The sequence below is a fragment of the Serratia quinivorans genome (assembly GCF_946227985.1).
In the GTDB taxonomy this organism is placed as follows: Bacteria; Pseudomonadota; Gammaproteobacteria; order Enterobacterales; family Enterobacteriaceae; genus Serratia; species Serratia quinivorans_A.
In genome coordinates, this window is the sequence record NZ_CAMKGL010000021.1 from 1 (window position 1) to 12,109 (window position 12,109).

Annotated in this window: 9 protein-coding genes and 4 pseudogenes; 7 read left to right on the forward strand and 6 right to left on the reverse strand. The window is 48.8% G+C overall.

Translation table 11 applies throughout. From position 1 onward, the window contains the following. Positions 1–214: 214 nt before the first annotated feature. The 3 pseudogenes from OCH02_RS25240 to OCH02_RS25250 form a co-directional block, all read right to left on the reverse strand. Positions 215–505, reverse strand: a pseudogene (locus tag OCH02_RS25240) (IS3 family transposase); the annotation flags it as partial. Beyond that, positions 506–970 (reverse strand): annotated as a pseudogene (locus OCH02_RS25245) (DMT family transporter). A 14-nt stretch (positions 971–984) separates the two neighbouring features. After that, a pseudogene (locus tag OCH02_RS25250) lies at positions 985–2,371 on the reverse strand (amidohydrolase family protein). Positions 2,372–2,503: 132 nt separating this feature from the next. Here OCH02_RS25250 and OCH02_RS25255 point away from each other — a divergent pair. After that, positions 2,504–3,088: pseudogene (locus tag OCH02_RS25255) on the forward strand (LysR family transcriptional regulator); the annotation flags it as partial. A gap of 20 nt (positions 3,089–3,108) precedes the next feature. Then, complete coding sequence (locus tag OCH02_RS25260) at positions 3,109–3,273, forward strand: helix-turn-helix transcriptional regulator (protein WP_198642412.1); 165 nt, start codon at positions 3,109–3,111, stop codon at positions 3,271–3,273. A gap of 161 nt (positions 3,274–3,434) precedes the next feature. Here OCH02_RS25260 and OCH02_RS25265 read toward each other — a convergent pair whose 3' ends face one another. Continuing rightward, positions 3,435–3,788, reverse strand: a complete 354-nt coding sequence (locus OCH02_RS25265; RefSeq protein ID WP_261433568.1) for a YcgJ family protein — start codon at positions 3,786–3,788, stop codon at positions 3,435–3,437. Between the two features lie 178 nt (positions 3,789–3,966). On the opposite strand from OCH02_RS25265, the gene OCH02_RS25270 reads away from it, so the two are divergent. Continuing rightward, positions 3,967–4,590, forward strand: a complete 624-nt coding sequence (locus tag OCH02_RS25270) for a tyrosine-type DNA invertase (RefSeq protein WP_198642410.1) — start codon at positions 3,967–3,969, stop codon at positions 4,588–4,590. A 400-nt stretch (positions 4,591–4,990) separates the two neighbouring features. Here the strand turns inward: OCH02_RS25270 and OCH02_RS25275 are convergent, their stop codons facing one another. Further along, entirely contained in the window at positions 4,991–5,260 is a 270-nt protein-coding gene (locus tag OCH02_RS25275) for a hypothetical protein (protein WP_261433569.1), read from the reverse strand. A 1,472-nt stretch (positions 5,261–6,732) separates the two neighbouring features. Between OCH02_RS25275 and OCH02_RS25280 the strand changes: the two genes are divergently transcribed. The 4 genes from OCH02_RS25280 (at position 6,733) to OCH02_RS25290 (ending at position 9,634) form a co-directional block, all read left to right on the forward strand. Beyond that, entirely contained in the window at positions 6,733–6,996 is a 264-nt protein-coding gene (locus tag OCH02_RS25280) for a hypothetical protein (protein WP_261433570.1), read from the forward strand. Positions 6,997–7,066: 70 nt separating this feature from the next. Next, positions 7,067–7,336, forward strand: a complete 270-nt coding sequence (locus OCH02_RS25285; RefSeq protein WP_261119695.1) for a hypothetical protein — start codon at positions 7,067–7,069, stop codon at positions 7,334–7,336. 1,302 nt (positions 7,337–8,638) lie between these two features. Next, positions 8,639–8,782 (forward strand): integrase core domain-containing protein, encoded by a 144-nt coding sequence (locus OCH02_RS25515; protein WP_410001281.1) that lies wholly within the window; start codon positions 8,639–8,641, stop codon positions 8,780–8,782. Positions 8,783–9,442: 660 nt separating this feature from the next. Next, the gene (locus tag OCH02_RS25290; RefSeq protein ID WP_198642405.1) at positions 9,443–9,634 is read left to right on the forward strand and encodes a hypothetical protein; all 192 of its coding nucleotides are present in this window, start codon (positions 9,443–9,445) and stop codon (positions 9,632–9,634) included. A gap of 1,283 nt (positions 9,635–10,917) precedes the next feature. Here OCH02_RS25290 and OCH02_RS25295 read toward each other — a convergent pair. Further along, a protein-coding gene (locus OCH02_RS25295) for an IS3 family transposase (RefSeq protein ID WP_112150724.1) occupies positions 10,918–12,038 on the reverse strand; the annotation gives its coding sequence in 2 pieces (ribosomal slippage) (positions 10,918–11,780 and positions 11,780–12,038; 1,122 coding nt in all). Positions 12,039–12,109 lie beyond the last annotated feature (71 nt).

The following is a 12,109-nucleotide window of genomic DNA, read 5'->3' on the forward strand; positions in this document are numbered from 1 at the left end:
TTTTGAATTCTTCAGTGAAATTTTTGGCTGACATAAACACTCCTTCATTAAGCCTCTATTATGAGGCAAAAAAGTGTCTATAAAACCCGGGTCTATTCAAAGTGGAAGCCTGGGTGCAACAGCGTATTGTGGATTCACGCGGTCACTGACAGAAATGAAAACACAAAGCCATAAAAAATCGACTTGCAGAGGATGTGAGCCTAGACACGGATCTAACTGCCCGCGACCACAGGTCGATGATCATGGCAAGGTAGAGCCAGCCCTCATTTGTAAGTAAATAGATGATGTCGCCCGCCCATTTCTGATTCGGGCCGCTGGCGTAAAAATCTTGTTTCAGCAGGTTATCTGATACCGGAGGCCTGTGTTCACGGTAGCTAACCGGGCTGAACTTCCGCGCGGCCTTTGCCTGCAGACCCTGACGGAGGAGGTTGGCTGAAATAGTTTTGACATTGAAGCATCTGCCCTGAGCACGTAATTCATGAACCAAGCGTGGTGCAGGTCGCCGTTAGCCTGAGAAAATCGCTGACCATCTGTCACCGAATAGAACAATGGCTAGGCCTGTAAGCGTCACCAGCACCCCGACCAGACGGATAAGAGAAACAGGTCGTTCAAATTGCCTCCATCAGTCCAAAATGATCAATTACCGGCGACGAAATAGTCTGTCCGACGATGGCGAGCCCGAGCAGGACTGAAAAACCAGTTTTCGGTGCGAGCACGACATAGATGAGCAGCGCGCAGGCACCTATCAGCCCGCCTGCCAGACTCCACAGCGGTTGCGACGGAGCTATGTGGATAATCCCCCTCGCAGCAGTGAGTAACCCCCGAGGCTTATTGCCCCGGCCGTGAAGGAAAACAACGTGGTGGTAACTGCATCGCCTCCCAGCCCTCTTGCCAGCTGGCTATTCAGGGTGGTCTGCAGAGTGATGCCCAGGCCTGCGGCAAGCGCGATTAAGTAATAAATCGTGCTCATGCGTTTCATCCCTATCAGTGCGCCTGCTCCAACGGCAGGAATGCGTCAGCAAAGATGTCAGGTTTATACCCAGCGGAGGTAAACAGATGCTGACGTGATTCATCAATCGCCGCACGAAGACGCGTGCTGTCCACACCCAACACTTGGGCGCCCTGTTTGACGATGCGCCCGCCAATCATCACGGTATCGATATTGCTGCGCTCCGCCGCATGAACCACCGTGCTAAAGGTATTACCGGATGGATAGAGATTAATGTCGCCGGTGTTAATCAGGACCAGATCAGCCTGTTTGCCTGGCGTCAGGCTTCCGACTTTGTCCTGCAGCCCTGCGCAGGCAGCGCCATCTGTTAAGGAGCTGTGCTGCCTGAAGCGTTTTCAGAGAATGTGCGGAACCGCAGCAATTCTGCTGATGAGTACCCATCACCCGCTGCAGGTAAAATGCTACGCGCATTTCCATAAACATGTCGCTACTGTAGGACGTTTCATTGTCAACGCTCAGACCGGGGTTGATGCCATGACGCTGCGCAGACTGAATGGCAAACATACCGTCTTCGATGCCATAGTGTGCATCGGAGCGCGGGCAGACGCTTACCCGGACATCTGCTTCCCGCAGGATCTTCCATCCCCGGTCAGGCAGCGCCGTGCAGTGATTGAAAATATTGTCCGGACCCAGCAGCCCCTGCTGATGCAGCGATTCAAGCTCAGATGCCATCTCAGCGCCAAAGAACGCAGTGACAATCGACAGTCCCAGCCTGCGGGCCTCGGCCCACAACTCTGGCTCCAACTGGGCCATGACCGCGAGAGAGACTAGGCTTTCAGGGTTATTCCGGAACTACTTCTCCAGTAGCCGCTGCCAGTTACCCGGCCAGTGCGCCTTATCCCATTCGCCGGCTACCGGTGCGCCGGAAGCATGGATGGCGCGAATGCCGGTATCAAGCAGGGCCTCAACCGCAGCGTCGGAATGCGCTGCAGTACTGCTGTTGTGCGAATTATCAATCATCGTGGTGATACCTGCGTCAATAGCGCCCAACGCCGTCAGCAGGTTACCGACATAGATATCGGCAGGCCGGTAATATTTAGCGAACGAGAAGTGCGTGGCGTTGCTGTAGTCGTCCAGGCAGGTGGCGTTAGGGTTAATGCGGCGCAGCTGTCCTTCCCATGCGTGGCGATGAGAATCGACCATTCCCGGCATGGCAATCATGTTGGTGGCAACAATCACATGATCACCTGACGCGTCCAGGTTATGGCCCACGGCAGTAATAGTCGACCCAGTGATGAGGATATCGCCGCGCTCTATATTACCCACGCGCTCGTCCATGCTCAGTATCGTTGCGCCACGAATCAGCGTTGCCGGTGGCGTGTCAGCCTGATGGTTAACAATATTTCTGATGTAATCTGCCATTAAACTTGCCTCCTTCCTGATTAATGAGGAAACGATACTCCACGCCATTATCCTGAAAAAGATGCTTAAACCGTTTTCATAATTCATAATTCTCGAATAATAAGACTCACTTTTTTATCCGGGAGAATGACGATGGATCGGATTCAGGCTATGCAGGTTTTTATAAGGGTTGATGAAGCCGGAAGCTTTGTGCGCGGGGCAGAGACACTGTCACTGCCAGCTTCCACCGTCACCAGCACGATTAAAAATCTGGAGAAATACCTGCAGGTGCGTCTGCTTAACCGGACGACGAGGCGGGTCAGACTCACTCCTGAAGGTCTGCAGTATCTTGCGCAGTGCCGGGAAATCCTTTCACTGATTGAACACACGGAATCCAGCCTGACCGATTCCGTCAGGCGACCCCAGGGGCGACTGCGGATAGATATGCCCGGTGGGATCGCCCATTTTATTGTCATGCCGAATCTGAAAGATTTTTACCGGCTCTATCCGGATATTTATCTGATGATTGGCGTCAGCGACCGGCAGGTTGATCTTGTTCAGGAAGGTGTGGATTGCGTCATCAGAACCGGGGAATTAACCGACTCCACGCTGGTTGCCCGTCCCCTTGGCCGGTTTCGCTGGGCGACCTGTGCCTCGCCGGACTATCTCAGGGAGTACGGTATCCCTGAGACGCCGGAAGCGTTGTCGCAGCATCGGGCAATCCATTACTTTTCCGGTTCGGGAACCCACTTATCGACATGACGTTTATCACTACGTTTACCGGGATGACCGACAAGTGGTTCTACAAGCTTATTCAGGACGGGGACTTCCCTAAACCTATCAAGCTGGGTCGTAGCTCCCGCTGGTTCAAAAACGAAGTTGAAACCTGGATGCAGCAGCGTATTGCACGGTCCTGTACGTAACCTATGATTCCGTCCGTGACCGCGACCCATCCAATCGACCTGAATCACACTGCCATCCGCAGGAGTTTGAGTTGTTATGGCAGGAGAACCTGCCGTTACCGACAGCTTAATGAGTGAAATCAGAGTGAGGCCAGAGAAGTCTTCACTCTGCGCACTAGAAGTTAGTGGGATTTCCCAAAAATTTTGGTCGTCAATTTCGGTTCCTGCTTATCCTTTTTTCTCGGATAATAACGGTCGGTATAGCACTGTTTTTCCTTCGAATCACAATGTACACCGTTACTGAGCGTATATTCTCCCAGGCTAACCCCCGCACCATCACCCAGGGATTTTTGCAGTTTTTCCTGTGCCTTGCTGCCCAAATACTGGGTCGTTAACCCCATGGAGATACCCTGTTCATCCACACAGAAGTTAGATTTTTTATCGCACACTACGCCTTTGGTCGGAGAAAATAGCGACGCTGCAAACGGAGATGTCGATATTGCCAGTAATACTGCCATTAACATCATTTTATTCATTTAATCTCCTCTCAAATCATTTTGCTGCAGTCCTATGATATCTGTACCTGCTACATTCCAACACACCAAGCATTAGCACCGGTAGCCTTCAAAAAGCAACCAACCAATACGTGATAACCGACAATAAGGTGTTGATAATAAATCACTCATTTGCTAATACTTTGTAACACCACAATAGATGAAGGGAAAATGGGGCATGAGTAAGCGGTTGTATCTCACTTACAGGGAGGTTCAACATATTTTTCAGGCCACGGCGGGCGCCAAACATGCCATACGGGATCGATGTATGATCCTGATGTGCTTCATTCACGGTTTCAGGGTCAGTGAACTTATTGGGATCCAAACCACGGATATTGACTTTCTGAGCAGTAAAATTTATGTCCGTCGCTTAAAAGGGGGGTTAAGCACCACGCATCCGTTACAACTTAGAGAGTGCGAACTTCTCCACACCTGGATGACTAAACGGCGGGATTACGACAAAAAACAGAACGACTGGCTGTTTATTTCTACGACTGGGGGGCAAGTTTCGCGCCAAACATTTTACAACAAGTTGAACCATTACGGGCAGTTGGCCGGTATCCCTGTGCGGGCCCACCCCCATATGTTACGCCATGCCTGCGGATATGAACTGGCTGAGCAGGGGCTGGATACACGCCTCATCCAGGATTATTTGGGGCACCGTAACATCCGCCACACCGTACATTACACGGCTAGCAATGCCGCCCGCTTTGCCAATGCTTGGCAAACCATCGGTCTCCCGCAACATCAGGAAGAACACAAACCCTCGTTCCTTTCCTGGTAACTCCTCTCAGCCATTGCCAGTCTTGCGATGGCTTTTCGAGTAAGTATCCCCCGGCAAGGTCGCGAGCGACTTATTATGGTTTTCTGTTGCTTTGTTCGTACGTCAGGGGAAATGTTTGCAAAACCCAATGTTCGTACACTGCTGCGGGCAAGCGATTTCTTTTAATTTCTTTAGGGAAAGTAAGCCAAACGCGATTATTACAGCTATGGATAATGCTACGATTAATTTCTTCACACAACCTGTTCCATTATTTCCTGCTTCTCATTTGGACCGCGGTCGGAGCTATCTGCTACTCGTCTGAGGAAACACATCTCCTGATCTACGCGCGCGTTAAAATTTTTAGTCTCCCTCTGTATTAGTTCTTCTTTGGTGCAGTTTTTTGGTTATTTGCTTACTGAGCTCATGCTGTTCGCCAAGAACCGGAGCAAGTATTTTTTGCCAGGCTGTACGGTCTTTGTTCTGTTTCCTGTGGCGCTGCGAACACAATACGTCGTTGGTTTTCCTTGGCACGCGGGCGAGCTTTGGTAATGGTTAGTTGTTCCGGTTCATCCAGCGATAAGCCGCGCTGAAGGAAGTCCAATGGCTGCCGTCGGGCGGCTGCATAATCGGCTTTCGTCAGTCCACATATCTGAATAAAGAACGGTGTTTTTAGATCATTTTCTTGTTCCATGCCCTGACCGTGCTGTATCAGACCCTCTCGCATTTTAAAATACCGTACTCCTCGAGTGTCAGAATGATACGACTGGCTCACGTGACCGACGCATTGCCGACACCAGACTTGGTAGCCAAACTGTACGGATACCATTGGTAGAGGCAGAACAAGCGTACTATGCTTCCCAACGAGCTAGCGATATGGCAGCCCGATGACTCAAACAAACTGCTCTCCAAAAAACGAGGCGGTTCAGAGGATTGATCATCACGCCTACCCGATTAAGCCGTTCGGGTTATAAAACCACGGTAACCCCGAGTAGCTTGGCATGACTACGATTAAGTAGAAAGACTCAGAGCCCAATCTGGGGAGCCAGAACGTACTGCAGAGTCGTTGAGAGGATTGAATGCCCGGAGTAAGTCCGTGTTTGAATGTGCTATTCTTCGTCATCGTCATCATGACCTTGCAATTTGAACGCAAGTAGCATGAGAATAACAACCAGCATGGCTACGGATGATGCCATGAGCCAAAGGTATGCAATTAGTTCATAAGCCATTGATGTGTCCGTCCCTGAAAAAATGGCATTAGTCTCTGCCTATCTTCATCCGCTTACTTATGGCCAAAACTGTCATCTATTTGGTGTCAGCGACTGCGAAGATGACGGAAGGCCGGAGCCCACTCACGGCCTGTCATTGATTGGCGGTAACGCCCGGTGCGCAAAATGAAGACCAACACAGGAACGACATTAAACTGGGCGTTACCATTGATAGGTGGTATGGCACGCATCTGATGGTATTCATGACGTACCGTTACTCTCTTGAATAACAATACAAAAATATGGATGGGAGATTTGTGGCGTCAACAGGCGAAGTGGTTACAGAGTGTAACTGTGGGTTGTGAGCTATGGCGGCAGCACTCAGAGTACAGCAACTAACTCGATTGATTATTGTAACCCGGAGGTTAAATCCAAATGCTGCCATTGTTGGACGGCAACCTTCGACTTATGGATTATTGAAAGGGTGGGTAGGTAACGTTTGTACTGTATGGCGGGAATGGGGGTCGCCATGCATGTACCGTGTCGCAACACCGCCTGTTTTTTCAGTAGTGCCGCGCTACACTTTGGTGTTAGCGAAATAGAGAATCACAATGTTAGATGTTAATAGTTACTGTAATTGAATAATTTTCGATAACTTATTTGATCACAAATAGCAGCGTTAATTCGGCGAACTATGGGCCACGGTCCGGTGCAGGTAGGGGCGGGCGAAAATAGGAGTGTTACATCAAAATTCTCTTGCTACGGCAAAGCTGCTACCTGACAGTAATAATTTTAGCTCAGATTATCTTAATCTTACAAGCATGATTTTGAATACAATAGTATTATAACGATACAAAGACTTGTGCGGCACGGGGTTGCTATGCGCAGAAAGCATATTGACGACCAGTACCTCCCGGTAACACGCTGTGAACTCATTTTCACAATGGAGGTAATGGGTATGCGTATGCGTCAATTATCAATCTGCCTGCTGGCGGTTTCATTATTTTGTTTTGGGGTCACAAGTGCCGTGGCCGTACCAACAACACATCTTCCTTTAGCACCTTCCGCTTTTTCTCCTGTCGTTAAGGCAAAAAAAACGGACGCCAAGACCGACGAGAAGAAAGCTTTAAAGCAACAAGCGGGAAAAGTCGCAAAAAATAAAACCCAAAAGAAAGTAACTCATAACGCCGAAAAAGCGGCTCTACGTTCACTAAATAAATAACCGCTATATCTTGACGCAGGAGCAGGCTTATAGCCTCTCCGGCCGTTGCTATCCAAAGGATGATTAAACGATGCAGAGATTAGCCGTTAACACTTTTCTTGGTGTATTGCTTGGATTGAGTGGTGTGACAGCGCAAGCCAGTGACGATACATCCGCAGCCATTGCATCCATTATTACTCGCGGGCCGGGACCGGTAATTAATCCTGAAAACTCAAAATATATGGAAGAGAAAAAATCGGTGATGGCAAAGCAGGCTCAGCCCCATAGGGTTAAGCAGGTTAAACATCATGGCAAGAAAAAGCCCCACGCTAAAAAACATCATAAGAAAAACAGTAATTAACTGTATGAGTGTGATGACCAAGACATAATTGGCGGCGCTGATTAACGGGCGATTTTGACGCAGCCAGAACACCCAATACTTTCCTAAATTTATCAATGAAACGGCCATCAGGCCGTTTTTTGTATTGATTTTCATTGGTTACAGGTAAAGCATAATGTATCTATGTCTTGATTAAGCCAGATACTATGAGTGTCCCCGGGACAAATATCGATACCGAACTAAACCTTTAACAGCGTCAGGAACTGACCCTTCTACCCGTTATCAAACGACGCCGTGGATTTTTCAGGCAGTGACAGCAACAACTGACACATCAGATCAGTCAGGGTCATCCCGACGCTGACCTCTTTGCTACCCGGCGATGTCCCACCTTGTTGTCGACTTGAGATGATACCGATCGGCTAGGTACCGGCAGAGGTTAATGTGTAACTCCGACTGCGATGGCATGGCCGTGATGGGTCTTGTCCCCGGGCGTTGCATCTGGAGAGGCCGCAGGGTTCAAGCCCAGTCGCCGCTATTCACACCACCTGCCTGACAGAACAGAAGACGTCAAGGTAAAAGGGTCCCTTGTGCAGGAATTCTGGACGGGCTACCTGCACGTCGGCAAAGAAATAAACATAGTCCCCGTACCTCTGTGAGAATGAGCACCATTGGTGGCACAGCTCCGGCGAGTTTTTCAGTAGAACTGCGCCGTGCTTATGCAAGACGCGTGGAATTAAAAATGGTTGAGGGAATTTTTCAATAAAAAATGGACTATCATTGGGTTGCGTAAAAATTAGGCATCATAGTGCGTTAGTCTTCTACAAACAAATAAATGCTTGCAAAAGTTAAAATCAGAAATCCGATAATAAGGAGGGCATCCCACCAAAAGTATTTTTTATGAGTCACTGATATTGCTCCTATCAAGGCCGAGGGGGAGTACCAGGTCATTTTTATGTCCGTATTCAGAGAGAAATTACGTTAGCCAGGCACCGCCATTGATTGGTGGCGGTATATGGCATCCAGATAACTATAGTTAAGAACTCTGGTACAAAGTAACTGTAATCACCTGAGTCAGAACCATGCACCCCCATTGGTGCCGTGACTTGGAAGGCTGGGAAGGAAACCAAGCCTCGCCGTGCTTATTGGCGGAAAAGTCACAAAGAGATAGGGCCAATGTCAATACGGAAAGTTTATGTGAGTCTGAGTAACGCCACTGCGTGTGGTTCTAGTGTTAGACAGGATCGCTGTAAACCGGTGCTATCCCTAGGGCTCAAGGCTTGTCATTTATTTCCCTGACACTGGCGAAGTGTGCGGATTAGCATCGTGCCAATATGGAATTTAGCAAAAACCGGTAAATCGACTCAGAATGCTTTCGTTGAGTGTCTTAACCGAAATTATCGTACTGAAATATTACATTATTATCTATTTATAACACTGAGTGCAGTCAGGGAAGTAACAGAGGAATGACTATCGAGATATAACTGTGTGGGTCCCCACATGAATATCGAAAAATATGACTGCGAAGATATGCAAGCTGAAATATCAAGCTATCTAGATCTCAAAAAGTACCTGGATCTTAAATGGGGCTATTTACGGCTAAGACACACAGACTATGTTGGCGTGAAAATAACGCCAACGGTCTGAATGATGAACGTAACGTGGGTTCTGGTGAATATTGATGCGTCGTATGGGGGGAATAAGGTTCGCAAAGGAGGGCATTTTTGTTTGATGATTTATAGGGTCTAAATAAAGTGATTATGCATGAATAAATTAGATATGGTAGGTGAGTCTTGTCAATAAAAAATGCCTGCTACGAGACAGGCATGTATCTCAAGCTTGAGACGAAATGTCGTTATTGCTATCGCGGGTTCAATCGCAAGCACAGCATCAGGCAGAGAGTTCGGACGTGTCAAGCCATCATCTATCAAAGTTTGACATCAGGACCACCCGAGAATTTTGCGGAAAACAGTGATGAATCTACAGTTAACTTGCGTTCTGATTAACGACATGGGGACAAGCTGAATCCCCATTGTTAATTATTTGTAACAAGCAGGGGGTTGCCATTTTACGATACCATTCATAAAGTTTTTTGAAGGTTAATTATTATATGATGGGAGAATGGATAGTATGGCTGATGACGTGGATATTGCCAATGAGGTGGAAATGGAGAGGGTCAATCGACTGCTGGTAAGCAGGATCCGTGAATCGTTGTCTTATATAGGCATGTGTCATAATTGCCTGGAATCATTAGAAGAAGCACATTTTTGCGATGCTGATTGTCGTGATGATTATGAAAAGCGGCTACGCTTTCAACGATAAAGGTAAACGCCACCGCTAATCTTTGGCACGGTGTTCAACATGCTAAGAGAGTGGCGGGAACGGCATCATACCAATGCAGTGTGCCACGGTGCATGTGGTGACACACTTTCCACAGTATGACCACTGTAAGAAGGGAGCTGCTCTTGATTTTACCTCTTCAACGACAAACGTCTGAGCCCCGCAGCAGCCAATTACGCCCGTAAGGCAGTGCCTTGCGGGCATATAGTTGGTATTTTTCAATTACAGCGGGGTTGATAATTAGCGGCCATATCTTGACGAAAACGTGCCTATTGAACGCCACAGTACAGGTGTTATGCACAACGAGCTATTCGAGAAGGAAGGTGAATCGGGCCGGGGGACGTCCGAACTCGGCACCCAGACCCATCGGTTCGTTCACAAGGACTCCCTGAGATAGCCGCGTGTTTTCCATAAGACCTTTATTTTTACCTTCATGCTGATCACCTCCGTGAAAATAACTCTTTCAAAAGGATATCCATTCTAGCTAGCCATCCGGTCACATCATTATTTTCTCCAGGAAGGGTTAAAAGTCTGTGCAGGTTGCGGGTCTGCAAATTCTTGGCTCATTGCGCAGGCGCGCCAAGGGCAGCTCTTTTTGGCCAGCACACCCATGCAACAGGGTTTTGTCTAGGCTCAGGTTAGCACCCAGCGTCGTTAACGTGAGATTTCCTTCTTATTATCACATGTGTTTCAGGTATGAAGGTGAAATCCCGTTGTATTTATTACGTCGCGTATAAACGTGGCATCGGAATTACCCAACTTCCGGCACTAATGTATTCAGCTCAGCTTACTGTAGGGCGAGGACAATTCGTCCTTCAGTGGATCGTGATTGTTTCATCGATACAATCTCAGCTTAGGGGAGTGAATATCATACTGGAATTCTGTTTCTGAAATGGAGCTGGATTTTTTGGCAAGGTCAATGACCTATTTGCCGATCTAGTACGTCGTATGCTCTGTTTGTATAAAGAAATTGACGTTGTGCTCAGGCAATTCGAAAACCTGATTTTTATACTTGTCTTCAAGGCAGTCCAGTTGTTGAGTTGATTGTGTGCTGATTACCTGTCTGGGTGCAGATATTCCTGATGCCGGACAGATATAAGAAACAACCAAAAGCCAGTTTACTGCTTGGAAAACCGATGTCGTCCGTAGATACAATGCTATGAGCTGTAGCTTGAAAAAGCGTGGGCGCGGGATTTTCTGTCTTACGAGGAGTGACAACAGGTGTTGAAGGCGCCGTGACCTGCCCCCAGGATTAGATACAACGCTCACTTAGTAATGTCGGATCCTTCACTATCAGAATTACCCTTTCTCCAGGCCGCCGCAAATTCAGACGGCGTCTGATAATTCAGCGCGGAGTGCGGGCGGCACTCATTATAATCCTGACGCCATTCACTGATGGTTTTCCTGGCATGACTGACGTCACTGAACCAGTGTTCATTCAGGCATTCATCGCGAAAGCGTCCGTTAAAACTCTCAATAAATCCGTTCTGTGTCGGCTTGCCGGGCTGGATAAGTCGCAGCTCCACGCCATGCTCAAAGGCCCATTGATCGAGTGCGCGGCAGGTAAATTCCGGGCCCTGATCCGTTCTTATCGTCGCCGGATAGCCGCGAAACAGCGCAATGCTGTCCAGAATACGCGTGACCTGCACGCCTGAAATCCCAAAGGCAACAGTGACCGTCAGGCATTCCTTCGTGAAGTCGTCTACGCAGGTAAGGCACTTGATCCTGCGACCGGTGGCCAATGCGTCCATGACGAAATCCATCGACCAGGTCAGATTGGGCGCCGCCGGACGGAGCAGCGGCAGACGTTCTGTTGCCAGCCCTTTACGACGTCTTCTGCGTTTTACGCCCAGGCCACTGAGGTGATAAAGCCTGTACACGCGCTTATGATTAACATGCAGCCCTTCACGGCGCAGCAACTGCCAGATGCGACGGTAGCCAAAACGCCTGCGCTCCAGTGCCAGCTCAGTGATGCGCCCAGATAAATGCGCATCTGCAGCCGGGCGCTGAGCCTCATAGCGGCAGGTCGACAGGGATAAACCCGTGAGCCTGCAGGCACGACGTTGCGACAGACCGGTCGCATCACATATCAACATCACGGCTTCCCGCTTCTGGTCTGTCGTCAGTACTTTCGCCCAAGAGCCACCTGAAGCGCCTCTTTATCCAGCATGGCTTCGGCAAGCAGCTTCTTGAGTCTGGCGTTCTCTTCCTCAAGCGACTTCAGGCGCTTAACCTCAGGCACCTCCATACCGCCATACTTCTTACGCCAGGTGTAAAACGTGGCATCGGAAATGGCGTGCTTGCGGCAGAGTTCACGGGCGGATACCCCGGCTTCAGCCTCGCGGAGAATACTGATGATCTGTTGGTCGGAAAAACGCTTCTTCATGGGGATGTCCTCATGTGGCTTATGAAGACATTACTAACATCGGGGTGTACTAATCAACTGGGAGCAGGTCA

Excerpts from the sequence above, each read along its gene's own strand:
- OCH02_RS25260 (WP_198642412.1), top strand. The coding sequence starts at position 3,109 with ATGACGTTTATCACTACGTTTACCGGGATGACCGACAAGTGGTTCTAC.
- OCH02_RS25265 (WP_261433568.1), bottom strand. The coding sequence starts at position 3,788 with ATGAATAAAATGATGTTAATGGCAGTATTACTGGCAATATCGACATCT.
- OCH02_RS25270 (WP_198642410.1), top strand. The coding sequence starts at position 3,967 with ATGAAGGGAAAATGGGGCATGAGTAAGCGGTTGTATCTCACTTACAGG.
- OCH02_RS25275 (WP_261433569.1), bottom strand. The coding sequence starts at position 5,260 with ATGGAACAAGAAAATGATCTAAAAACACCGTTCTTTATTCAGATATGT.
- OCH02_RS25280 (WP_261433570.1), top strand. The coding sequence starts at position 6,733 with ATGCGTATGCGTCAATTATCAATCTGCCTGCTGGCGGTTTCATTATTT.
- OCH02_RS25285 (WP_261119695.1), top strand. The coding sequence starts at position 7,067 with ATGCAGAGATTAGCCGTTAACACTTTTCTTGGTGTATTGCTTGGATTG.
- OCH02_RS25290 (WP_198642405.1), top strand. The coding sequence starts at position 9,443 with ATGGCTGATGACGTGGATATTGCCAATGAGGTGGAAATGGAGAGGGTC.